The organism is Shewanella waksmanii, assembly GCF_043643685.1.
In the GTDB taxonomy this organism is placed as follows: Bacteria; Pseudomonadota; Gammaproteobacteria; order Enterobacterales; family Shewanellaceae; genus Shewanella; species Shewanella waksmanii_A.
On record NZ_JBHZSN010000011.1, the window covers coordinates 155,563 to 179,626 of the forward strand.

Here is a 24,064-nt window from a genome sequence, read left to right on the forward strand (position 1 = left end):
CTAATATTAGCGGGTTCAATTTTCAAAATGCCTGCGATTGGTATAACATACGCGCCCCTTGTGATTCACCCAGTAAATGAGAAATATTGATGCCGTTTTCTTTAGGTCAACGTTGGATAAGTGATACCGAATCAGAGCTTGGTTTGGGTACGGTTGTTGGAATTGAAGGCCGTATGGTCACCCTTATGTTTCCGGCCACAGACGAGAACCGTATGTTCTCGCGTAACGATGCCCCATTAACCCGTGTTATCTACAACCCAGGCGATAGCATTGAAAGCCATGAAGGTTGGAGCCTAACGGTTAGTGAAGTAGAAGAAAAAGATCAGCTAATCATTTACCACGGCACCCATGATGAAACCGGTGAATCGGTGAGTTTGCGAGAAACCTTGCTAAACCACAATATCCGCTTTAATAAACCACAAGACCGTCTATTTGCCGGCCAAATCGATCGCCTCGACCGCTTTGGTGTACGCTATCAATGCCAAATGCTGCGCCATAAATTGGCCACCTCAGATCTACTTGGCCTACAAGGGCCTCGCGTAGGTTTGATCCCGCACCAGCAATGGATCGCCCATGAAGTCGGTCAGCGCTTTGCTCCACGAGTTTTATTAGCAGATGAAGTGGGACTGGGTAAAACCATTGAAGCGGGACTCATTATCCACCAACAACTACTGACCGGACGCGCTGAGCGTATCTTGGTTATTGTGCCTGACACATTACGCCATCAGTGGTTAGTGGAAATGCTACGACGCTTCAACCTACGCTTTTCAGTATTTGACGAAGACCGCTGCGTTGAAGCATATGCCGACCATGACAATCCATTTTATACCGAGCAATTGGTCATTTGCTCACTAGAGTTACTGCGTAAGAAAAAGCGCTTAGATCAAGCGCTAGATGCTGACTGGGACTTGATGGTCGTTGATGAAGCCCACCATTTAGAATGGACCGAAGACGCGCCTAGTCGCGCCTACCGTGTTGTTGAAGCTCTCAGTGAAGTAGTCCCAGGGGTACTATTACTTACCGCAACCCCTGATCAGTTAGGTCACCAAAGTCACTTTGCTCGCCTACGTTTGCTCGATCCAGATCGTTTCTATGACTACCAAGCGTTTTTAGCAGAAGAGCAGAGCTATAAAGAGGTTGCAAGCGCAGCAGATGCGCTTAGCAGCGGTAATGCGTTAAGTGATGACGCTGTCAACAGCCTAACCGAATTGCTCAGTGAAAAAGATATTACGCCGACATTAAGGCTTATTGAAGATAGTAGCTTAGATGTCGACCAACGCAACGCGGCTCGCGATGAGCTGCTACAAGAGCTGCTCGATCGTCACGGTACTGGACGGGTATTATTCCGTAACAGCCGCGCTTCGGTGAAAGGCTTCCCAGTGCGTCATTTCCATCCGCACCCACAAACCATGCCGCAGCAATACATCACTGCAGCGAAAGTGGGCGCCATGATGAACAGTCATTTGGATACTCAAGGTAAAGTCAAACAAGCCTTGAGCCCAGAGAAAATCTATCAAGACTTTGAAAGCTCAAGTGCCAGTTGGTGGAAATTCGATCCCCGCGTAGATTGGTTAATTGACTTTTTGAAGCAACACCGCAGCAAAAAAGTACTGATTATTGCAAGTCAGCCTGAAACCGCACTGAGTCTTGAAGAAGCCCTGCGCACCCGTGAAGGCATCCAAGCAACGGTATTCCATGAAGGCATGTCCATTATCGAGCGTGATAAAGCCGGTGCTTACTTTGCCCAAGAAACGGGTGGTGCTCAGGCGCTTATCTGTAGTGAAATCGGCTCTGAAGGGCGTAACTTCCAGTTTGCCAGTCATTTGGTGTTGTTCGATCTGCCATTAAACCCAGACCTGCTTGAGCAGCGTATCGGTCGCCTCGATCGTATTGGTCAGAATAATGATGTGCAAATCCACTTGCCATACTTAGCGGGTACTGCACAGGAATCCTTAATGCAGTGGTATCACCAAGGGCTAAACGCCTTTGAGCAGACCTGCCCAAGTGGTCATATTCTGTTTAATGAGTTTGCTGATGAACTGCTAAACCAATTGGTTGCACCTGATAGCGACAACATGACGTTACTGCTAAATCACACCCAAACACGCTACAAAGAGCTTAAGCAAGCCATGGAGCAAGGGCGTGACAAACTGCTTGAGATTAACTCTCATGGTGGTGAGCGAGCCAACAAACTTGTTAATGAGTTGGCAGCAAAAGATGAGGATACTCACCTTATCGGTTCGGTGATCCGTTTGTGGGATATTATCGGTGTTGAACAAGAAGACAGTGGAGAGAATGCTATTGTGCTGCACCCGAGTGAGCACATGATGTTCCCAACTTACCCAGGTCTGCCTGAAGATGGCATCACGGTCACTTTCGATCGTAACGTCGCGCTATCCCGTGATGACATAGCCTTGATCACCCAAGAGCATCCTTTGGTGCAAACAGGACTAGATTTAATTACCTCATCAGAAACCGGCACCACCAGTGTCGCGGTGTTAAAGAATAAGGCCTTACCTGCTGGCACCCTGTTTTTAGAGCTTATCTATATGGCAGATGCTTCGGCGCCTAAATCGAGCCAGCTATACCGTTACTTACCGCCTACGCCAGTACGTATTTTACTGGATAAAAATGGCAATAATTTGTCCGACAATGTCAGCTATGACAGTTTTGACAAACAGCTTAGCGCCGTTAATCGTCACATTGCTAGCAAATTGGTCAATGCATCCCAAGCCTTGCTGCACCCGTTATTGAGCACCGCAGCACAGTTTGCCGACAAAGAGCTTAGTACATTGGCTGAAGGTGCTCGCGCGAAAATGACCGAGCAATTGAGTGCTGAGTTAGCGCGACTTGAAGCCCTTAAGGCGGTCAACCCCAATATTCGTGACGAAGAGCTTAGCCATTTAACCGAGCAAATGGCCGAGCTAAATGGCTATATCGATAACTGTCAATTGCAACTTGATGCGATTCGATTGGTATTAGTCAGCCACGCTTAACCTACAGGCTAAGCAGCAAAGTAAACTATCAGCCCCAGCAATGACTGGGGCTTTTTATTTTGTGCATACCAATCAAAGCTTACGGTTGCTATTATATTGATATTGAGTGTTATCAAGCCGATCAACTATGCCGTATTTATTCGTTGTCATTGTGACTGTATGTAGCCTGTTAGCCGCGTCAGCTTCGTTTGCCGAGACAAACCGTTATGACTATTTGGACACGAAAGAGGTCGTCAATCTTAGTGGTGATGAACCTGAGCAGGTACTAGTGCGCCCTTGGCGTGGAAGATATCAGTTCGGCGCGGCAATTATATTGCCAGATTTTGGTGCCCATGCAGATGAGGCCGGTATCGTTCATTATTTACGTCGTGAAATTAACTCGCATGGCTGGGCAAGTATCGCCATTACCCCACCAGCGGCCATTTCGGCAGCCAATTATGCTACCCAAGCTAGTGAAGTAGCCAAAGCCGGTGAAAAGCAGTTAACTGAGCAAAACAATAAACCGCTAAAAAAATATTCCGATGAGCAATGGCAGCAGTTAACCGACGACCAAATTAACCATCTCACCAATACATTGGATCAACTAGACAGTGTGGGCGGTGCCTACCCTGGCAAACGCATGCTGATAACCGCAGATCGCACCGCCGGCGTTGTCATCAGTTTATTAAGCCAAAGCAAGCTACCTAAACCTGATATTTTAGTGGTGATAAACCCCTATCGAGTTCGGGATCAAGAAAACCAGTTACTGGCCGAGCAGCTCGCAGGGCTAGATATTCCAATACTAGATATTCAGTCCACAGATGGCCACCGCGCCTCACTGGCCACGGCATCTGAGCGTAAAGCTTTAGCACCGATGTCAGCTCCCCTGCGTTACGAGCAGCAATCACTTTCGCTCAATATCAATCAAGGAGCCGCATGGCCCGATGTGATGACCACGATAGCAGGCTTTGGTCGACGTATCGATAAAGCCTACCCCTAGCGCAGCTTTGCATAACAGCTGCGCACTAATGCTTGGCATTATTTAGCTTGGTTTATCTTTACTCAGCATTAGGGCTAACGCCACTAGCACCACAATCAGCCCCATATACAGCAGCTCTAGCATGGACGTGGGCTTCATTTCGGTGAAGTAGGAAAACACTTTGATGATAAGCATCATCAAAATCACTTTGCCTAATTTACTTTTAAGGGAATCGATACTACTAATCTTTAAGATCTTGCCGCCGGTTTCACTTTGCTCTGCCGCATTAAGTTTACTGATAAACAACTCGTAAAGACCAAAGGCAAAAATCAGCAATACCGCGCCAAGAAGAAAGGTATCTAGGATCTCCACCACCACCATAACTAACTCGTTACGCACGTCGTAGCTGCCAGTGGATAAATAATGCCATAACAGCTCAATCATATGGACCACATCTTTGACGCCCATAATAAACACAACGAACGCTCCGGCAATACAGGCAAATACGCCTAACATTACCGATAAACGGCTTCCCCATAAAAACCGTTCAAACAAATTTTGCATCAGTTAACTTCCTCGACATCCTTATTAATCCGCGCATGATAACAGCCAAATTACTCGCCGTCACAACAACTTACCACCAAGACTGGCGGGATAGATACGCTTTATCTGGATGTTTGCCTTGGCGTTTTGCAGCGACGACTCGATTCTTGCCAGCAAGTAGGCCAATTTGAAAGCGTGACTCACGACTTAACAAACGCCTTATGCTGGTGGTCCAATTACGGTTAATACTGTGCTTAATAGCCGCATTAGCATCGGGAGAGGTTTGGATTAATTTGGTTGCTAACTGCTGCGCCGCTTCGAGGGGCTTATCATCAACTAAGGTCACTAAACCAAGTGCTTTGGCTTCATCACCTGAATAGATCTCAGCGGTCATGGTCATCAACATAGCTTGATCCTTTCCTACCAGCTCTCGTAAACCGACTAAACCGGCCATATCAGGCACTAGCCCCCACTTGGCTTCCATAATTGACAACCGACTGTTAGGGCTCGCAATACGAAAATCACAACCTAGTGCTATCTGCATCCCGCCGCCATAGCAAATTCCATCGATAGCACAAATAACCGGTACGGGCAGGCGTCGCCAACCAATCGAAACTTGTTGCGCTAAATTGGCGTTTCCTGGCAACCACTTAAACAGCAGTTTGACCGCCTGGGAAGCCGATGACATAACACTTTTTACATCTAGGCCAGAACAAAAGTTGTCACCGTGGCCAAACAACACCACTGCATTCACATCACGGCGCTGACTGATTTTTTTAATGGTTTTTTTTATGCTGGTAAACATCTCAAAACTAAGCGCGTTGTATTTATCAACTCGATTGAGGCCCACCATGGCAATGCCTTGCTGTATTTCCAGTGTCACTAGTGCTTGATTCATCCCTTCCCCTTTAAACTGGTCTGTCCACTAGTTGAGGTTAACACATTTGGCATCATTGGCTAAAAGTTATAACATTGCGTAATAAATTTGACTGACGTCAAAATATCGTCTCACGGATTTCTACCACGGTTTCAATCTGATACTGAGATGATTAACATTATGTTCACGCTATATCGGAACACTTTACGATATAATAATCGACGACATATAGCACAAAAAAGGGAGCCTAGCTGCGGGCTAGCCGCACATTAGGTCGTAAAGTTAAACAAAGAAAATATTTACTCATTTCAGTCATTCAGCGCACCAAAGTTGTATTTAAGTGTTATCTTGAATGTATGGGTAAATTAGGATGTTGATAAGAAAATGTCGATCCCAGTGCTAATTTGTGATGATTCTGCGCTCGCAAGAAAGCAGATGGCCAGAACCCTGCCAAAAGAGTGGGACGTTGAAATTACTTTTGCCAACAACGGTGCAGAAGGCATTGATGCCATCCGTGCAGGCAAAGGCGAAGTGGTGTTTCTCGACCTCAATATGCCAGTTATGGATGGCTATGAGGTATTAGAGATAATTCAAAAAGAAGATTTACCCGCCTTAGTTATCGTGGTCTCCGGTGATATTCAAATTAAAGCCCATGAACGAGTCAAAGCGTTAGGCGCCCTCGATTTTATTCAAAAACCAGTTAGTGCTGATGCCATCAGCAATATCTTGCAAGAATACGGCATTTTAACCATCGCCTTAGGCGAAGACAGTAACGAAAGCCCGATGATCGAAGTGGATCTTCGTGATGCCTGTCAAGAAGTAGCCAACGTGGCAATGGGTCGTGCTGCCGACTTATTGGCAAAGTTACTCGATGTGTTTGTACTTCTGCCTATTCCTAACGTCAACGTATTGGAAGTCAGCGAGCTGACCATGACCCTGAAAGCCACTGAAGAAAGTGGGACTGTGTCAGCATTGTGCCAAGGCTTCATTGGCGCGGGCGTAGCAGGCGAAGCCCTGTTACTATTTCATGACTCGTCGTTCCAAGACATGGCTAAATTAATGGGCTTAGCCAACCCTGAAGATACCAACACAGAAACAGAAGTGATGATTGACACCGGTAATGTGCTGATTGGCGCATTCCTCAGTGGCATATCTGAACAGCTACATATGAAGTTTAGCCAAAGCCACCCGGTAGTTATCGGCCGTCACTGCACCGTGAATGATCTGATCCACGATAACTCAGAAAAATGGGCACGAACTTTAGCCATGGAAATCAACTATCGTATTGAAGACCATGATGTGCAATGTGACCTATTACTGCTGTTTACCGAAGAATCACTACCTACGCTTAACTTTAAGCTAGGCTACTTGTTAGATTAGGCTGGATACTCCCATGGCTCATGATCAAAACGCAATGAACGAACTGCATTGGCTTATCGATATGGTACAGACCATCGAAGTCGGTTTAGTCGTGCTAGATCGTAACTACAACATCCAGTTGTGGAACGGTTTTATGGAAAACCACAGCGGGGTATCGCCTAACTCGATTAAAGGCAAAAACCTGTTTGACCAATTTGATTACCTGCCAGATGAATGGCTAAAGCAAAAAATGGAGTCGGTTTTTTTACTTAAAAACCGTGCATTTATCAGCTGGGAACAACGACCTTATGTATTTAAGTTTGGTAACTACCGCCCCATTACTGGTCGTGCAGACTTCATGTACCAAAACGTGACCTTGTTACCACTGTCATCGCTCACCGGTCAAATCACTCATATCAGTATGATTGTCTATGACGTTACTGACGTGGCAATTAATAAATTGCAGCTAAAGTCTGCCAATGAGCGTTTAGAACACTTAAGTCAAACCGATGGCTTAACCCAATTGCATAACCGCCGTCATTGGCAAGTATGTATGCAACGAGAGTTTGAACGACATAGTCGCTATGGTGATGCCACCACTTTAGTCATGTTTGATATCGACCACTTTAAGCGTATCAACGATACCTATGGTCACGTGGCTGGCGATAAAGTCATCCAGCATATCAGTCACATTCTCAAGCAATCCTTGCGTGAAACAGACTGTGCTGGGCGCTATGGCGGCGAAGAGTTCTCTGTGGTGTTAGCCAACACCAACGCCCAAGATGCGCTCAGTTTTGCCAATCGCCTACGTGAAAAGATTGCCGCTTCTGAAATGCGCTATGAAAATGCAGTGATTAACGTCACCGTCAGTATGGGAATTTGCGATTTAAGCAAACCACTGAGCAATAGTGGCGAATGGTTATCTCGGGCTGACCAAGCCTTATATGATGCCAAAGAAGCCGGCAGAAATTGCTGTATGATTTATCAAGATAAGCAATAAAAAAGCCCCTTACGGGGCTTTTTTATTAATGAAACTGATTTTCTGGCTCTTCTTCATCTTCACGGTATTCTTCACCGTTCTCATCAATGAAATAGGTGCCCCAGCCATCATAGTCAACCTTGAACTTCACCGCTAAGTTCAGCAGCTCTTCGCAGGCTTTATCTAATAAAGGGACTTCCAGCTTGTGATAGGCAATGGCGTCAAAACAGTAAATCACTTTACCATCTTCAAGCTCTAGCTCTTCAGCATCGTTAACCTCAAAGCCAAGCTTAAATAACTCTACTGCCGCTTTTTCGAGGGCATCAAATTTAGCGGCTGAAAAATGATGTTCAATAGTATATTCCGCTTCTGGGTTTGAACCATCAGCGAGTACCGCTTCAACTATCTCTTTGTTTTCTTGCTGTTGCTGTTGCAACAGATGCGCTAAGGACATACTTGCTCCACGAAAAATAAAATTATACCGCTGGTTTAGCCATTAAAGCTTGGGCTTCTTGGTTTAATTGTGCCAATTTATCCGACATTAAACCATGAATGCGTGTTGATAACTCTTTAACTTGTGATTTAGCTAGCCCTTTAGTCTCAATCGGGTCCATCACTTCAATGATCACCACACCATTGTTCCAGCGATTCAAACGGATATGTTCTTGGTTAGACGCCAGTACTGGTACCATTGCCACACCTGCTTCTATGGCAGTATGAAATGCACCAGACTTAAATGGCAATAACCCCTTACCACGAGAGCGTGTTCCTTCTGGGAAAATCCAAATAGACAAACATTTCTCTTTAATTTTTCTCGCGGTATTCGCCATGGTTTCAAACGCACGGCTGCGATTCTTACGGTCAATCAAAATATTGCCCGATAACCAATACATCTGCCCAAAGAAAGGTATCCAAGCTAAGCTCTTTTTACCTAAGCTAACCGTGCCTTTCGGTACCGCAGCAGTATGGGTAAACATATCGAAATTATTTTGATGATTTGCCAAGAAGATACAAGGCTCACTCGCCTCTTTCTTTGGCTTTCTGACAATGACTTTTATCCCCAATACCGGGGCTGCCCATGAAAAGATTTTGGCGAACATATGTACGTTATTTCTGTGGCGTGGTCTGATAAGACAGAACAAACAACCAAACACAAATGCCAGTACTAGCATAATAGCTAAGATCAGAGATCTGAGAATTAATAGCACAACATACTCCTGTGGATTCGGTGGCCGTATTATAGCAGTAAGCCTAAATAACTTACACCTGTAGCCTGAGTTAACATCTAACACGTTGACACTAATCTTAAAGTTAGCATATGAACGGCGGATGACATCATAGCCAATGCCGCCGACATAGCCAGTTAAATCGTGTTAATTAACTCTATTATCGCTAATTTGCTGCTTTGTTCGCCATTAAATCTAACTGATCAGACCTTTTTAACAACAGCCTGAACACCACTGCGCTAACCGCTAACGTCGCGACAATCGCCGCACCACTAGGTAAGTCCCAAGTCGCTGAAACAAGCAGACCCGCGACATAACCAAGCAAGCCAACACAATAGGCAATAGCAAGTTTGGCTTTACCGCTGTACTTGTTCACAGCAAGGGCGGGCAAAATCAGGGTACTGAATACTAAGTAAACCCCCACCAACTCCACCGACAAGGTGATCACCAGTGCAAACAATAAATAAAAACCTAAACCATCAAGTACGCTCGGCCTCACTATCACTAACAGTAGCACTGCAACTGAGACGATAGTCGGTAGCAGTAGCTGTGACCAACTCACCCATAAAATCTGGCCTGACATCAACTGTTTGAGCATCTCTGCGCCGTGAGGGTCATTGGCCAACAATAACATCGCAGCCACCGCCGCTAACACATAGAAACACCCAATGACAGCTTCGAGTTCGTCATGCATGCGTTGAGACAGCCAGGCAATAATCCCGGCGCCGCCCAATGCAAATATCGCAGGCATCCAAAAGTTAACATACGGCAGGTGTTCTAAGTCATGAATCGTGTGGGCAAAAATCGCACCTAGTGCCGCAACTTGAGCGATCGCAAGATCAATAAAGATAATGCCACGCTTAAGCACCTGACGACCTAAAACAACATGGGTAGATATAACCAAAACACCCGCAGCAAGTGCGGGCAATAAGATAGAAAGGAGATCCCAATCAAACATAATGTTATCCCAAAACAGGCTTAGGTAGGCCAACCCCACCTAAGCCGCTAGGTTTATTTTGACATTGTCGCTAACATCATGTCGATGACGCTGTCATAAAACGAGAACAAATCTTGGCTTTGCTCATTACCGCCCACCGACATAGGTAAACGCAACACCGGGATATTGGCGCGCTCACCAAGCCATTTGGCGCCGCGATCGTCTTGGTAAGAAGTAATGATCACTGCGCCAATATCGCCTTTGTTGGCTCTAGACAATAGTTGACTCAAATGACTCGTGCTTGGCGGTAGCCCTGGCTTAGGTTCTAAATCACCCACCTGCTCCATGCCCAACCAGTTAAATAGGTAGCGATAACTGGTATGGTAAGCAATGACCTTTTTGCCTTTAAGTTTAGCAGCCTGCGCTTCCCACTGAGGGATTTTAGCCTGCCAGCGTTTGGCAAAATCAGCATAGCCTTGGCGATATGTGGCTGCATTATTAGCATCCAACTGCGCCATTTTTTCACTTAACGCTTGCGCCACTTTCAGCATGCGGTAAGGATCCAGATGCAAATGCGGATTCCCTTTAGCATGTACATCACCCATAGAGCGATCGACTTGTTTAAGCTGATCCAGTGTCTCTACTTGATCAGCGGCAAAGAACAAGCCTTGGTCAGTCGAGCGAACTTTAGCGTTCGACGACTTCATCTGCAGCATTGGCAACCAGCCAATCTCTAAATCCGCACCGGCACAAACCGCAATATCAGCCTGACGCATTTTAGCGATCAAGCTAGGTCGAGCTTGAACCTGATGAGGATCTTGCATTGCCGTTGTGGCCGAGTAGACATTCGCATCTGGGGCAATTTCTTGCGCCAAGGCCGCATACTCAGGCTCACAAGCAAACACGTTAAGGTCGGCGTGCGCCAACGAGCTTACGCTCATTGCCGCTGCCGGAATGATGACTCTAAGCCATTTAGAATTGATGCGCACCATGAGCCCCCAGAGTCATCACATATTGTAAAGTGATGATGTTGTCATCTTCGAAACCTTCAAAGTTGGTACCACGTTGATTGGTATATTGTAGACGTACGGTAGAGAAATGGCTGTGGTGCCAAGCTAAGCTCACCTCTGTCTCTTTCAACTTTTGACCATGGAAGTGATCTTCATGTAGCTCTTGGGTGTCCACTTCACCATAACGCAGACCCGCAGACCAGTTAGGACTAAATTGGTAAACGCCACTTAGGTACCAACCAGTTAGATCATCTGGGCTACCATGAACGTCATGCTCTTCCTCTTCGTGGTCATGATCTTCTAGCGGTGCAAAGTCAGTGACTTTAAAGTACTCACCACTTAGCGTGAAATGTTGATATTTGTAGTTACCGTCTGGTGCCCATTTATAAACAAAATCGGCAATATAAGTGTTTTCACCTGTGTAACGTGCGGCATGGCTGTGATCATGTCCGTGGCCATCGTCAGCAAGCGCTTCATGTTCACCATGCTCTTCTTCATGGGCCGTTAAACGTCCATTTTCGTTACGTAGGTAACTTAGTCCCACTTGCCATGAACTGCTAGTGCCGATATCACCACCAAATTTGGTGTAAGCGGTATACACGCCAACGTTTTCAAATTCACGCTCACCATGTTCATCTTCGGCACGCATCTCATCGCCTTTAAAGGCTTCAACACCCATTGCCCAATATAGGTCTGTTGGCGCAACATAATCTAGGCGCACACCATCATCAAAGTAGTGGCTACCTAGGAAAGCACGATACGCCGCTGGGCGATCAGAGAATGAATCAGTATGGACATGTTGGTTATTCAAGTAACCGATATCAGAAAGGAATCGACCAGCACGCACCGAAAAACCACCAGGCATGGCTAAAGTTTGAATAAACGCCTCTTCAAGGCCCAGCTCAGTTTCACCATCATGCATTTCTAGAATGGCCGTCACTTTACCGTAAAACATATCATCGATATTGGCACTAATGGCGAACTCAGTATGACCCAAGCCAAAACCTTCAACACGTTCAGCCATTGGGCGCTCGCCGGTTTGGTAATAACCATCAAGTACCGCACTGATGTTAGGATTAGTTAAAGAGGAATCCTGAGCAGAAGCAGATAAAGATACCATAGCGCACGCTACCGCAACCGAAGATAAACGGGTAGTAAGGGTTTTCATATTTTCTCCAAATAACTAGCAGTCCCTTCCAGCTCTCAGCTGAAAGGATATTTATTAATATTTATTGTAAGAACTGAGAACTAGCAGTTATAAAGGAGGGGCACGGCTATCAAAAAAATGGCTATCACTACTTACGCTAGCAAGCAGGATTTCAACTTGAGGAACATAAGACGGTTTACCGAGTGTAAAGCTATGTTCAGAACAGGGGACAATGGTATTGAGCTGCAACTTTTGAATACACAAAGTACAGTCATTCAAAGCACCATGATCGATATGTTCAACACTGTGGGCAGAAGTGGCAACAGACAAGCAAAACAATAGGGCACTTAGCCAAATTGCTACTCCTTGTGTGATTTTCCGCCTCATTGCAAACATTAGACACTGCTCTAAACTAAAATTGGCACCAAGTTTAGGCATCACAAGGATGAAGTCAAGTGACTCTTTTGTTCCAATCTAGGTTTAACTGCTAAAAAAATGTAACCGTTTCTATCAAAATTACCGGTTAATTAGTGCAAAACCATGAGCTTGGTCACTATCGGCTTGATACAATTAAGACTGGCTTAAGATGAAACCAGTAATATGGATTGATAAAATCGTTTTAGCTAAAGTAAACTTAAAACGTGAGTTTACTCATCACATTGACAACACAGGAAACCTGACAATGAAGGAATTTTTTCGCGAGAACTTCAAAATGATCTTCTGGACAACAGTGTTCTTTATCGCTGTTGGTGGTGGAATTTACTACGTAGAAGCCGCGTTAGAAGCACAAGTGCAAGTGATTGACTAACGCTAAGCGTACAGCACACTTAGAGTGACGTTGGCTAACAATACCAACGTCCTCTTGGTGGGTTAATTTAAGCTTGGTCCAATCAGCTTACCTGCATAATACCCCGCCAAAAACATCCCCAACACAAACGCAAATATCCCAATCAATATAAGCAAGGTTTTTTGCGGCACACTGCGGTTTTTCCACCAATTTAATAGCCCTGTAAACATCATCCCCTTCCCTATTGATAGCGCCAATATTCGCTAGCGATACTTTTGACGATGCGCATCGTCATCCTTAACATCGTTAATCGGCGCCTCGATCACCTTAAGGTGGTCCATCATATGACTAACTAACAGCATCATCACCGACAAGATAGCCACTGGCGTTGTCAGCGTGCGCCATTGGCTATAAAAGTACCCCACCACAAGCGCAATCACTGCCAGATAAAATCCTGCAATTTTTAAGTATGACAATATCACGCTTTTGCCTAGCCATGCCGAGCAATGGGGACATTGAACTTGCGCACCAAGTCCCTGCCCTCGCTGAGCATTAATATTATCGACACGAAAAGACTGACTACAATGGGTACACAACACAACAATGACTCCGAATAATGGGAGCGGTATTCTATCAGAAACAGACTGAGGCATGTTGCTCTTCGAGCTGATTTTTACGGCAGTTTGTGGGTTATTTTTACAAGACAGAGGCTTTGATATGTCGTTGCGATACTTGATAACAGTAGTAAAGGAGCCACAAACACTTATACCTTGAATAAAATTTAGCCGCGAAAGCTCGACATGCGCTAATTTCACTGAACTCAATTTACATTTGTCAAAACAAAGGACTATCATAGTCGACTACAAACGTAACAGGATATTACCTATGAACCGTGTCCTCGCAATTGTGTTGCTTACCCTAGCAGCATTGACTGCTTATCCGGCTGCGGCCGATACCACCTATTCTGATATTGCTCAGCTACAAAAAAATATCGTTAAAGATGCCGAAACCCTTAAAACCTCTAGCGGTGAATTTAAAGGGTTTACTGAATATCGCATCAAGGAACATGTGCGCCAACTTGAGGGCAAATTAAAAGGGCTAATGGAGCAGCCATCTCCTGACGCCAAAAAGATGGTGCCTTTATTGAACGACCATTTAGCCTTTTTAGATAAAGTATTACTGTATTTTCGTAATGATATGATGTCCAAAGTGGCGGAGCTGGGCAAAGGTAATGATACTGACATCATGCTCGCGCTGGCCAAACGTGAACGCGAGCGTGATGAAATCTATTTATCTACTCACCACACATTACAGTGGCTAGCTCAATTAGGCCAAGATGTTAGCGCCAAACAAGCCGCTTTCGTTGTCGAGCTTAAAGATCGCGCAGACAACCTAGATAGCTTTGTACGCTACACCCAAGATCAACTCAAAGCCGCCGTTGAAGAAGCTGCAGCAGCCGGAAAAGATGTCAGCGCAGAGCAAACTGCTCGTGTTACTAGACTCAATGAGCGTTTAGGGCTTAGTAACACCACGTTAAGCTCCCTCATTGAACTGCTCGATAGTCTAGGCCAAGACACCACTGAACTTAAGCAAACCCTGTTTAGTGTCTCTGGCGATATTACTCAAGACGTGCTTAATTTCGATGTCGCCACCAGCTTACTGGAAGATTGGGTCAGTACCGCACAAGCACAAATTGTCGAAAATGGCCCAAGCGCCATGTTTAAGCTATTTATTTTCTTACTAATAATTTTCTTAGCCAGTCTAGTCGGCAAAGGCGTCCAACGCATTGTTAAAACGGCCGTGAGCAATTCGAAGTTACGCTTTAGCCACTTACTCCAAGACTTCTTTATTTCACTGTCAGGCAAAGCCGTAATGACCTTAGGTGTGTTAATTGCCTTGTCGCAATTAGGCTTCGAGTTAGGCCCACTACTTGCTGGTTTTGGTGTTGCGGGTGTGATCATTGGTTTTGCCCTACAAGATACCTTATCTAACTTCGCCTCAGGCATGATGATCTTAATCTATCGTCCCTACGATGTAGGTGATTTAATTAATGCCGGTGGAGTGACAGGTAAAGTCAGCCATATGAGCTTAGTATCAACCACCATTAAGACCTTAGATAACCAACGTTTGATTATTCCAAACAATAAGATTTGGGGCGACACCATCAACAACATCACTGTCGAGCACCAACGCCGTGTCGATATGACATTTGGTATTGGTTACAGTGACGATATTGAAAAAGCAGAACGTGTGTTAACGGCGATTGTTGATAAGCATCCTAAAGTGCTACGGGATCCTGAGCCAACCGTTAAGCTACATACACTGGGTGAATCATCGGTCGACTTTATCGTCCGCCCATGGGCTAAGCCAGAAGATTATTGGGATGTATATTGGGATATTACGCGTGAAGTGAAAATGCGCTTTGACGCTGAAAATATCTCTATTCCGTTCCCGCAGCGGGATGTACATATTTACCAAACTACCGACTAATACTGATGGGGCTTTCCCCATGTTGATGCAAAAGGGCTTATGATTAAGCCCTTTTTTATTCCGCAAAAACAAACAATAGGGATTATTATGACAGCATCGTTATCACTCTCGCGCTTTATTGCTGGTTTTTGGCGACTTTGTGATTGGGAGTATACCCCGCAACAAACTCTGAAGTTGATCGAGCATTACCTTGAACAGGGTGTGACCAGCATGGACCATGCCGACATTTATGGCCAATACCAATGTGAACAAGCCTTCGGACAAGCACTAGCATTGCAACCCCATTTGCGTGAACAGATGCAATTGATCAGTAAATGCGGTATAAAACCGGCGTTTCCAACCACACCTAAGCGCTATATCAATCATTATGATACTTGCGCCCAGCACATCATCACCAGTGCTGAGAATTCTTTAACAGCGCTTAATACTGATCGCCTAGATATGTTAATGATTCATCGGCCAGATCCATTAATGGATGCAGACGAAATTGCTAAGGCATTTAGTCAATTAAAACAACAAGGCAAAGTGTTGCACTTTGGGGTCTCTAATTTTACCCCTGCACAATTTGAATTACTGCAATCACGATTGGACACACCGCTGGTCACTAACCAAGTGGAAATCTCCCCACTGAATATGACCACCCTTGAAGATGGCACCTTAGATCAACTGCAAAGATTGCGCTGTTCGCCAATGGCATGGTCTTGTTTAGGGGGCGGAGAGCTGTTTTCATCAACATTAGCCCAGGCTCAGCGATTACAGCAAGTATTAACAACCATCGCCGAACAACACAATACCGATGACATCAGCCAAATTGTTTATGCTTGGGTACTTGCCCTGCCTTCTCGCCCACATCCTATTATTGGTTCAGGTAAATCTGAGCGCATTAATAAAGCCATTGCCAGCCAGCAGATAAAATTAGATCGTCAACAATGGTTTAGCATCTGGCAAGCATCGAAAGGCCACAGTGTGCCCTGATGTTACAATGTAGAGTGAGTTATAAAAAACCGAAGCAAATGCTTCGGTTTTTTATTAAAGGTACTGAATACTACCTGTTAAGTGCGGCCGACGGCCCCGGCTATCTCTGAGCTCAAAGCGAAGGTTGCCATCTTCGGCTAGCTCATGACCAAACTTAACATCTGCAGGCAATAACAGCGGCAGTTTAAACGCTACATCCACAGTACATGGCTTATCAGCGAGGTGCTCACTCAGTGCAGCAACAGCACGCGCTTTTGACCACATGCCATGGGCCAGCACCCGATCAAAACCAAAGCGCTTTGAAACGATTGGATGTAGATGAATAAGGTTATAGTCGCCAGAAGCTTTTGCGTAACGACGGCCTAAGTCATCCTGCAATTGCCATTGCGCTGGGTCTTCCCAAACCATAGGGCTAGCTTTAGGTGGTCTAACACGGCGGCCACCACTTTCTATGCGATACAAGTATGTCGACAGCGATTCCCAAACTAACTCACCACCCACATAGGCTTTCGATACTAAGGTAAACTCAAGACCCGCATCAGTTTGCTGGCTCCCGGTTAACGCACAATCTAAATCAAATGACTCATCAACGGTCACAGCGCGGTATTGGGTAATGCTATTTTTCAGATGAATCATACCGAGCAATGGAAAAGTGATCGCTTTATGGGTAAAAATCACTGCATGCAGACGAAACGCCATCACATAAAGATAGGTCAATGGCAGTTTGTCACCATCAAATTCAAAACCACAAACCTGGGCATACTGAGTCACTTTGTCGCGACTTAAGCTAACACTTGGGCATGTAACCTCAATTTGGGGTAAAGCTTGTTGATCCCAGCCAGGTTTACGACCTAAAAAGATCTTTCGATAAAGCGAAAACAATGACGGCATCGCCTTTAAATCAACCGATATTTTATTTTCCACGCGCTTTAGACCTTTTAAAAAACATACCACTGAAAATTTTAAGAGCGCGAGTATACCCAAAAATACCTTTGAAAGCTAAATTCAACGGATATGAAGCTAAATAATGCCAGCGACTAGGTGTTTATTTTCGCTATTGTGGCAAAATAGCGCCGCTGCAATCAGCTGTTATTTTTGGAGAGTTCCTAGGTGCAAGATAAAAATTTCGATGCATTAGCCCATAAATTTGCCAACAATATCTATGGCTCAACAAAAGGCCAAGTGCGCGAAACCGTAGTTTGGCGAGACCTGCAATGGGCATTAAGCCAATTTCCGAGCGACCGACCATTGCGTATACTCGATGCCGGTGGCGGCTTTGGTCTGTTTAGCCAGAAGCTGGCAAAGCTAGGCCATCAGGTGGTGTTGTGTGACATTTCTGAAAAAATGCTCGATATTGCTAAAACGCAAATCAACCAATATCAGCAACAAAGCGGTGAGCACCTAGCCATTGAGATTGTCCATGGACCAATCCAAGCATTAACGGTTGACGCCTATGGCAAGTTCGACCTTATTTTGTGCCATGCCGTAGCAGAATGGCTTGCTGACGCACAAACTACGCTGAGCCAATTACCGAAAATGCTCAACCAAGGCGGTGTATTCTCGTTGATGTTTTACAACAAAGAAGCGATGCGCTTTTTTAACTTAGTTTCTGGCAACTTCGACTATGTTAAAGCCGGGCTAAAAGTTAAGAAAAAGGTAGGCTTAACCCCGACGCACCCGGTTTATATCCAAGATGTACGCCAATGGTTAGTTAATTGGAACATGAGTTGTGTGCACGAATCTGGGGTGCGGGTCATTTGCGATTACCTTAAAACCCACCAGCCAGCCAATGCCACATTTGAGCAACTATTAGAAATGGAACTACGGTATTCTACGTCTCCCACCTATGTGCCATTAGGCCGCTATGTGCACTTTATTTGTCAGGCAAACTAATCGCTAATTAAGGCAACCGCCACCCTGACAATTAAATTGATTCACCTAAAATTGGTAGCGAACGCCAGCTATCGCTTCAAGCTCAACACTGACATTATCAATCAAGTACAAGCTTGGCTGAGCCTCAATGAAGAATCGAAACTGCTCTACCGCCGCATGGGCGCCAAAAACGGCACGTGCGGCTAACTGGGTATCTTTGTCGCCATCTAAATGAGCCAGTTTACCGCCAAAACCATAATAGAAGTGACCACTATTGGTAAAATTAAACAGTTTATCTGCGCTGAGCGACAAATCATTTAAGCCAACCCCCAATTTAATATCATTAAATTTGATGTTGATTCCCGAGTCACTGCCCACCATGACACCCACCTGCGGTGCAGAATAAGTATGGCTACTCGCTGATAACAACATTAACGCGCAGCTAATCTGCACCATTGGCTTACAAAACATAATTCTGACCCTAAGTCTGACCTTAACTCTGCTCCTAGCTGTGACGCTAGCGCAACAAAAGTCGCTCAGCCTAATTAACTTGGCAGATTTTGTAAAACCTCTCACAAAGCTTAACGGCAAAAACACCTAAACAGGCAACATGATTTCAGCAAAACACAACCTGACACTAGCATCAGAGCCACATGACGCCATATCGCTCACATCTGTAGCATCATTATTTTAATTGCTTGCTCTGTGGTTACTGGCACTTTTGTTGCCAGCAATTACGCACTTTAGCGCCATGTGAGCGCATTTCATCAACAATACTTTGTTTACCGACAACATGACCGGCCCCAACTACGATAAACAATGGCTCAGCAACCTTAGGATCTTGCATTAATTGACGAATTCCCACCGCCATATTGACATTACGTTGCCACAGAATTTTATCAATCATCTCTGTATCATCGTCATCAACCATCTGCTCAGTCATCAGCTCTGCCAGTGCTTGTTCATCGCCACCTCGCCATGCTTCCACCAGCGCCAACATCTGTTTATCACTGGTTTCAATGGCCTCTGCGACCATATCCCATTGCTGGGTTTTGCTAAAACCAGACAACAACTTGAATTGAAACTCGCTGGACTCAAGCTCGTATAGCGGCCGCTGGCCATTTTGCTTCACAAAGCGTCCATCGACACCAAACTCTGCGCTATAACCCAATTGTCCAAAACGCACCATCCCAACTTGCACCGATTGCAACCATGGCGAAAAACTCGCAATGCCCTGGCAGACAACAGCCTGAGTTTGGCAATAGCTGTTTTTTACCTTCTGCACATGAGGCGTGATCCCTGAAGGGTCAAGGCCATATTGCTGAATCATCGGCATCACATCGATATTGTCGGTATCCACTTCCACAACCAATCCAGAAGCTTTTGCAAACTTCTCTTCAATAATCTCGGCCATCGGATAAAAACTTGGCTGACCAACATGAATAGAACCCAGTAAATAAGCGGTTTTACCTTGATAGTTGACTTGATAAAAAGGCGGTGTATCGGCAGCCATTGCCGTCGATGACAGCATGCCCACCAGCGCAGAGACACCTAGAGTTTGCAGTAATCTGAATCCGTGACTTGTTGCCATCTGCTTCGCCCCTTATAATTCGGCTAAATTTTTTATTGAGAGGCTGTTATGCCACATACTCGTGTTATAGAGCAACTAAAACAGAATTTACAAACAGCTTATCGCCAAGCGATTGATGCTGATGCCAAACTTGATGAATTGAAAAAAGCTGGCCATGGCAAATTTGCGAGTATCTTTAGTAAACAAGAAGGCTTCAATACCGACAGCAATCGTTTCGGCCCTTATGTGCAAGAGTTGGCTGAAGAGCTAACCCAGATCACCCCAGAGAGCACCGACATTAACAACAAAATTGAGCAATTTGTTCCTAAGCTCGCTGTGTTGTTGCAGACACTGCAAGCTTTTAAAAACCAAGCAAAATAGTCAATTTATGACAGCAAACAAATATTGTCATATTGCTGTCATCCTCTGGTAATAACATTTCGTCCGATATAGTTAAAGGCGGACGAAATGACAGCAATTGATCTTAGCAAGGAGCTAGATAGGGTAATTGGTCAGCAGAAGATCAATGCGCTTTTTCAGCCCATTTTTAATATCACCACCCACTCAATTCATGGATTCGAGGCATTAAGCCGCGGCCCACAGCATAGCCCTCTGCACTCACCTGTACCGCTATTTAAAACAGCGGCTTATGAAGGTCGACTGTCAGAATTAGAAGAGATCTGTCGGCGTATCTCAATCAGTAGTTTTGATAAACATGGATTGCCCGGCAAGTTGTTTATTAATATCTCACCCAAAGCACTCTTAGAGCCCAACCATGCAAAGGGACTCACTCTAGGGCTAGTGCAAGAGATGGGCTTAAACCCCAACCAAATCGTGATAGAGCTTTCCGAGCAATACCCAGCAGATGACATCGACTTGCTAAAAGAGTGTTTAAATCACTACCGTAGCCAAGGCTTTATGACCGCTATTGATGATTTAGGAACCGGCTATTCAGGGCTTAGATTGTGGAGTGAACTGGCACCCGATTATGTCAAAATTGATCGCCACTTTATTAAAGACATTGATAAATCGCCAGTAAAGCAAGAGTTTGTCCGCTCGATAATCGATCTGTGTCAAAGCTTAACTTGCAAAGTCATCGCTGAGGGTATTGAAACCAATAATGAGATGGCGCTGTTACAGCAATTGGGGATTATTTACTGTCAGGGCTATTTACTCGGTCGACCAGAGGCGCAGCCCAATCAAGTATTTCAGCCACAGTGCTTACCAGATATGCCCAAGCAACAAACCCGTTATGCGGAATCTGCAGAGAGTTTGTGCACCAATGCCATTACCGTGCCACCCAATACGAAGTTAAAGCAGATAAGCGACATGTTTATCGCTCAGTCAAACCTACAAGCCATTGCAATTGTTGAGAGCGAAACTCCGCAAGGGCTTGTCGACCGCGCCCACTTAATGGAGTTATTTAGCACGCCTTATGGTCGAGCTCTACATGAAAATACCTGTGTGGCTGACGTAATGAATGCCAAAATCTTAAAGGTCGAAGCCTCCGATGCTATCTCCACGGTGAGTCAATCGCTCACTGCTGAGGATAATCATGGCAATGTTGCACAGCAATTTATCGTGATGCGCCAAGGCAAGTTTTTAGGGATTGGCCATACTAAGGATTTGTTGCAACAACTCACTGAACATCGAATTAAAATCGCTCGACATGCTAATCCACTTTCCGGCTTGCCCGGTAACATTCCGATTCAAGAAGAATTGCAACGTTTGCGGCATCATAAACGCGACTTTTACCTCGCCTATTTTGATATCAGCTATTTTAAACCCTACAACGATATCTATGGTTTTTGCCGAGGCGACGAGGTCATTCAAGCAGTGTCAAAATTACTGGCTGATCAACAAAGCAGCGAAAACTTTATTGGCCATATTGGTGGTGATGACTTCGTCATTATCAGCACCAGCAGTGAAATCTTGCAGCAATCTATGCAGATCTTAAAAGCATTTGAGCAAACTAAAGCGCTGTTTTACACCGCTGAGCACTGGCAACAACAAAAAATGATCGCTGAAGATCGTAAAGGCCAATTATGTGAGCATGAATTGATAGGGCTATGTGTGGGAATTTTACCCCCTGCAGTGACATCTCAGTGCAGTGAGCAACAGCTTTCGACCTACAGCGCTGCTGCCAAAAAGCAGGCCAAAGCGGCAAGTAACTCATTTAGTTTGTTTGAAGTCATTGATGAGCCAAGTGCTGCATAACAAAAAAGGCGAATCAACTCAGTGATTCGCCTTTGAAGTGTTATTGTAATTTAGGCTCTATGGTCTTTTTCAGCCAGTCTTCAAGTAAGCGGTACTCATGTCTAAGCGGCTTATCATCCATACGCCCAACTTTGTGCATGAAGCTCAAATCGGTTAGCTTCTCTTCGCCCCCCATCACTACTTTACCATCCTCTAAGACTTGGTAACTGAAGTTAATGCGTGGTGGGTAGATGTCTTTAATGACACGAATATCATTCATGGTTGCACCAAATGTGGGACGCACATCGCCAGCGAGATCCACATCTGTCACCACCATCTCTAACTTCTGGTTAGTCCCAAATCGCTTTTCAAACTGTTTATTTAGCTCTTTGGTCAGGTTGTCAAAGGTGCGCTGCTCATATCGAGACTGGATATCACTTGCAGCTTTGACATCACGATAACTGCTAGGGTCTTGCCAAGTGATCTTAACTTGGCCAACTTCTGTCACTGGATTCTCTGGTGCTTCTTCAGCTACAGCCACATTGACAGAGGCTAGAGCGCCCACAAATAGTAAATACTTTAACTTCATATTGCCTCCTAAGGCTGTAGTTTTTTTGCTCAGGCATAATGTATAAAAGCTAACCTGAATATAAGCTTAATACCGAGTAAGGTAAAATATAGTTATTACCCACTGTCAAAACCAGTTAAGCATAATCTCTGTGAAATCAATGTCACATTGACCTACAGAACATGTATCAATTGGTAACGTGCAACGCTAAACTGGCGACATTATTAATATAGACAGTGAAATTCATGAAAAAATTCGCCCCCCTACTGTTTATTCTTGGTGTTGTGGCTATTTTAGCTGTGGTCATTACCAGCATTAACCACAGTGAAAAAAGCGTTCAGCCAGCATCATGGTCTGCATTTATCTATACCCATGGTTATAACTCTGGTCGCTATGATAAAAAAGATGACTTTGCAGATTACCAGCAATGTAAGGCCTATGCAGAGCAGCAGTCAGCATTAAAAGGTGATGTAGCATGGCAATGTGGTTTGAATTGTCGCTTTAACAATAGCCGTCAAGGTTTTCAATGTGAAACCATGAAAAATCATTAATTCAGCTCAGATTCAAGTTATTGCTGTTAAAATCCGCCTCCTGAAAACAATCGGTGTAGCTTGCTACGCCAATTTTACGTAATTATGTTTTGTTAGGAGTCACTAATGGCCCGTATTAAAAAGGCTGGCTTGCCTCTCATCATCACCAGCTTGAGCTTGTCATTCACCCTAAGCGTTAACGCGAGCACCACTGAAGACGAAGTGTCATTGAACCAAATTGAAGGTGTCAGTGAGATATTGGCTGACAATGAGATGGCATTCCCCAGCGCTGAAGAGCAGCTGTTACAAATACAAACAGAGCTGGCGCACGAAGAACAGGGGAATCTGAATATCTTCTGTGATGAAAACCAAGAGAAAGATGATTTCAGCACCTGCATCGAGCAAGAAAGTCCCGTATTAGCAGAGTAAAGCGGCATTAAGCTTATTTTGAGCCGCTTAGTTTTTGTTCAGCATGAGTTCAGCATCATTGTCATAACATACGTATCAAGCAAACGAGGTAAGCAGATACTGCTGCATCGGCAACCACTTTTATTAATAGATACTTTGTGACCTTGAAATGACATCTCCACTTCGGAGAACACCATTACCAAATTAGGTCGACGACATAAATTGGAGTGAACACTATGAGCAATTCAATCTCACTAAAGCAAGTTAACTTTTCTGGCAAAATGGGACTGTTTGCAGCAATTATTTTTGGATTAGCTGCAACGTCACAAGTTAAAGCGGAAGAGTTCACCGCAGCAGAGCAAGCGGCTATCGACCATCACCACGCCATTTTAGATGCACAGCAAGCTGTGGTAGAAGAAGCGATTATCGATGAGCAGCAAGCTGAATTTGAACATCAGGTAGAGCAGCTTGAAACCGCCTTTATGGAAGAAACCTGCGCAGATTACGGTCGTGACTACGACTCAGATACTGAAGTGTGCTACGAACAATAAATCTTTATTGACTAGTCCTGAAATAGGTTGACACTTTTTCAGTTTAAAACGCTCGATGAACTTCATCGGGCGTTTTGTATTTTAA

At 44.8% G+C, this 24,064-nt stretch carries 27 protein-coding genes; 13 read left to right on the top strand and 14 right to left on the bottom strand.

The annotated features are described in order from the left end of the window. Positions 1-89 precede the first annotated feature (89 nt). Together rapA and ACHUFW_RS16695 are read left to right on the top strand one after the other, a co-directional pair. Positions 90-2,996 (top strand): RNA polymerase-associated protein RapA, encoded by a 2,907-nt coding sequence (gene rapA / locus ACHUFW_RS16690; protein WP_394204551.1) that lies wholly within the window; start codon positions 90-92, stop codon positions 2,994-2,996. A gap of 127 nt (positions 2,997-3,123) precedes the next feature. Beyond that, complete coding sequence (locus ACHUFW_RS16695) at positions 3,124-3,975, top strand: DUF3530 family protein (RefSeq protein WP_394204553.1); 852 nt, start codon at positions 3,124-3,126, stop codon at positions 3,973-3,975. A 42-nt stretch (positions 3,976-4,017) separates the two neighbouring features. On the opposite strand, the gene ACHUFW_RS16700 is transcribed toward ACHUFW_RS16695, so the two are convergent. Then, entirely contained in the window at positions 4,018-4,518 is a 501-nt protein-coding gene (locus ACHUFW_RS16700; protein ID WP_394204555.1) for a YqhA family protein, read from the bottom strand. Positions 4,519-4,588: 70 nt separating this feature from the next. Next, a complete protein-coding gene (locus tag ACHUFW_RS16705) occupies positions 4,589-5,395 on the bottom strand; it encodes a crotonase/enoyl-CoA hydratase family protein (RefSeq protein ID WP_394204557.1) in 807 nt (268 codons plus the stop codon). A gap of 363 nt (positions 5,396-5,758) precedes the next feature. Here ACHUFW_RS16705 and ACHUFW_RS16710 point away from each other — a divergent pair, with 363 nt between their 5' ends. Together ACHUFW_RS16710 and ACHUFW_RS16715 are read left to right on the top strand one after the other, a co-directional pair. Next, entirely contained in the window at positions 5,759-6,754 is a 996-nt protein-coding gene (locus tag ACHUFW_RS16710) for a response regulator (RefSeq protein WP_394204558.1), read from the top strand. A gap of 13 nt (positions 6,755-6,767) precedes the next feature. Further along, entirely contained in the window at positions 6,768-7,733 is a 966-nt protein-coding gene (locus ACHUFW_RS16715; protein ID WP_394204560.1) for a GGDEF domain-containing protein, read from the top strand. A gap of 25 nt (positions 7,734-7,758) precedes the next feature. Here the strand turns inward: ACHUFW_RS16715 and rraB are convergent, their stop codons facing one another. From rraB to ACHUFW_RS16745, 6 genes are all read right to left on the bottom strand, one after another. Then, a complete protein-coding gene (rraB, locus tag ACHUFW_RS16720; RefSeq protein ID WP_394204562.1) occupies positions 7,759-8,166 on the bottom strand; it encodes a ribonuclease E inhibitor RraB in 408 nt (135 codons plus the stop codon). Positions 8,167-8,188: 22 nt separating this feature from the next. Beyond that, positions 8,189-8,920 carry a 1-acylglycerol-3-phosphate O-acyltransferase gene (locus ACHUFW_RS16725; protein ID WP_394204563.1) on the bottom strand — a complete coding sequence of 244 codons (732 nt, stop codon included), beginning with the start codon at positions 8,918-8,920 and terminating at the stop codon, positions 8,189-8,191. 184 nt (positions 8,921-9,104) lie between these two features. Next, positions 9,105-9,896, bottom strand: a complete 792-nt coding sequence (locus ACHUFW_RS16730) for a metal ABC transporter permease (protein WP_394204565.1) — start codon at positions 9,894-9,896, stop codon at positions 9,105-9,107. A 53-nt stretch (positions 9,897-9,949) separates the two neighbouring features. Continuing rightward, positions 9,950-10,864, bottom strand: a complete 915-nt coding sequence (locus ACHUFW_RS16735; RefSeq protein ID WP_394204566.1) for a metal ABC transporter solute-binding protein, Zn/Mn family — start codon at positions 10,862-10,864, stop codon at positions 9,950-9,952. Next, the gene (locus ACHUFW_RS16740; RefSeq protein ID WP_394204568.1) at positions 10,848-12,053 is read right to left on the bottom strand and encodes a hypothetical protein; all 1,206 of its coding nucleotides are present in this window, start codon (positions 12,051-12,053) and stop codon (positions 10,848-10,850) included. Before ACHUFW_RS16740 ends, ACHUFW_RS16735 begins: the two co-directional genes overlap by 17 nt. Positions 12,054-12,140: 87 nt before the next feature. After that, on the bottom strand, positions 12,141-12,428 hold the full coding sequence (locus ACHUFW_RS16745) for an ABC-type zinc uptake system zinc chaperone (protein ID WP_394204570.1): 288 nt from the start codon (positions 12,426-12,428) through the stop codon (positions 12,141-12,143). Between the two features lie 286 nt (positions 12,429-12,714). On the opposite strand from ACHUFW_RS16745, the gene ACHUFW_RS16750 reads away from it, so the two are divergent. Further along, positions 12,715-12,840: a hypothetical protein gene (locus tag ACHUFW_RS16750; protein ID WP_256870983.1), complete on the top strand. Its 126-nt coding sequence runs from the start codon at positions 12,715-12,717 to the stop codon at positions 12,838-12,840. Between the two features lie 62 nt (positions 12,841-12,902). On the opposite strand, the gene ACHUFW_RS16755 is transcribed toward ACHUFW_RS16750, so the two are convergent. Together ACHUFW_RS16755 and ACHUFW_RS16760 are read right to left on the bottom strand one after the other, a co-directional pair. Further along, positions 12,903-13,052, bottom strand: coding sequence for a hypothetical protein (locus tag ACHUFW_RS16755; RefSeq protein WP_394204572.1), 150 nt, complete (start codon positions 13,050-13,052; stop codon positions 12,903-12,905). Positions 13,053-13,082: 30 nt separating this feature from the next. Beyond that, positions 13,083-13,418: a hypothetical protein gene (locus ACHUFW_RS16760; RefSeq protein ID WP_394204599.1), complete on the bottom strand. Its 336-nt coding sequence runs from the start codon at positions 13,416-13,418 to the stop codon at positions 13,083-13,085. A gap of 286 nt (positions 13,419-13,704) precedes the next feature. On the opposite strand from ACHUFW_RS16760, the gene ACHUFW_RS16765 reads away from it, so the two are divergent. After that, the gene (locus tag ACHUFW_RS16765; protein WP_394204574.1) at positions 13,705-15,309 is read left to right on the top strand and encodes a mechanosensitive ion channel family protein; all 1,605 of its coding nucleotides are present in this window, start codon (positions 13,705-13,707) and stop codon (positions 15,307-15,309) included. An 87-nt stretch (positions 15,310-15,396) separates the two neighbouring features. Next, the gene (locus tag ACHUFW_RS16770) at positions 15,397-16,284 is read left to right on the top strand and encodes an aldo/keto reductase (protein WP_394204576.1); all 888 of its coding nucleotides are present in this window, start codon (positions 15,397-15,399) and stop codon (positions 16,282-16,284) included. A 54-nt stretch (positions 16,285-16,338) separates the two neighbouring features. On the opposite strand, the gene ACHUFW_RS16775 is transcribed toward ACHUFW_RS16770, so the two are convergent. Continuing rightward, positions 16,339-17,175 (bottom strand): MaoC/PaaZ C-terminal domain-containing protein, encoded by an 837-nt coding sequence (locus ACHUFW_RS16775; RefSeq protein ID WP_394204601.1) that lies wholly within the window; start codon positions 17,173-17,175, stop codon positions 16,339-16,341. A 219-nt stretch (positions 17,176-17,394) separates the two neighbouring features. Between ACHUFW_RS16775 and ACHUFW_RS16780 the strand changes: the two genes are divergently transcribed. Beyond that, positions 17,395-18,177: a methyltransferase domain-containing protein gene (locus ACHUFW_RS16780; RefSeq protein WP_394204577.1), complete on the top strand. Its 783-nt coding sequence runs from the start codon at positions 17,395-17,397 to the stop codon at positions 18,175-18,177. A 45-nt stretch (positions 18,178-18,222) separates the two neighbouring features. Here the strand turns inward: ACHUFW_RS16780 and ACHUFW_RS16785 are convergent, their stop codons facing one another. Beyond that, positions 18,223-18,627 carry a hypothetical protein gene (locus ACHUFW_RS16785; protein ID WP_394204578.1) on the bottom strand — a complete coding sequence of 135 codons (405 nt, stop codon included), beginning with the start codon at positions 18,625-18,627 and terminating at the stop codon, positions 18,223-18,225. A gap of 238 nt (positions 18,628-18,865) precedes the next feature. After that, positions 18,866-19,747 carry a TraB/GumN family protein gene (locus tag ACHUFW_RS16790; RefSeq protein WP_394204580.1) on the bottom strand — a complete coding sequence of 294 codons (882 nt, stop codon included), beginning with the start codon at positions 19,745-19,747 and terminating at the stop codon, positions 18,866-18,868. A gap of 48 nt (positions 19,748-19,795) precedes the next feature. Between ACHUFW_RS16790 and ACHUFW_RS16795 the strand changes: the two genes are divergently transcribed. Both ACHUFW_RS16795 and ACHUFW_RS16800 read left to right on the top strand, forming a co-directional pair. Next, positions 19,796-20,107 (top strand): prephenate dehydrogenase, encoded by a 312-nt coding sequence (locus ACHUFW_RS16795; protein ID WP_394204582.1) that lies wholly within the window; start codon positions 19,796-19,798, stop codon positions 20,105-20,107. An 87-nt stretch (positions 20,108-20,194) separates the two neighbouring features. Beyond that, the gene (locus tag ACHUFW_RS16800; RefSeq protein ID WP_394204583.1) at positions 20,195-21,943 is read left to right on the top strand and encodes a GGDEF domain-containing protein; all 1,749 of its coding nucleotides are present in this window, start codon (positions 20,195-20,197) and stop codon (positions 21,941-21,943) included. Positions 21,944-21,983: 40 nt separating this feature from the next. Here ACHUFW_RS16800 and ACHUFW_RS16805 read toward each other — a convergent pair whose 3' ends face one another. Continuing rightward, positions 21,984-22,511 carry a DUF3016 domain-containing protein gene (locus ACHUFW_RS16805; RefSeq protein WP_394204585.1) on the bottom strand — a complete coding sequence of 176 codons (528 nt, stop codon included), beginning with the start codon at positions 22,509-22,511 and terminating at the stop codon, positions 21,984-21,986. Positions 22,512-22,735: 224 nt separating this feature from the next. Between ACHUFW_RS16805 and ACHUFW_RS16810 the strand changes: the two genes are divergently transcribed. The 3 genes from ACHUFW_RS16810 (at position 22,736) to ACHUFW_RS16820 (ending at position 23,979) form a co-directional block, all read left to right on the top strand. After that, complete coding sequence (locus ACHUFW_RS16810; protein WP_394204587.1) at positions 22,736-23,041, top strand: hypothetical protein; 306 nt, start codon at positions 22,736-22,738, stop codon at positions 23,039-23,041. 105 nt (positions 23,042-23,146) lie between these two features. Then, positions 23,147-23,449, top strand: a complete 303-nt coding sequence (locus ACHUFW_RS16815) for a hypothetical protein (protein ID WP_394204588.1) — start codon at positions 23,147-23,149, stop codon at positions 23,447-23,449. A gap of 215 nt (positions 23,450-23,664) precedes the next feature. Further along, positions 23,665-23,979, top strand: a complete 315-nt coding sequence (locus tag ACHUFW_RS16820; protein WP_394204590.1) for a hypothetical protein — start codon at positions 23,665-23,667, stop codon at positions 23,977-23,979. Positions 23,980-24,064 lie beyond the last annotated feature (85 nt).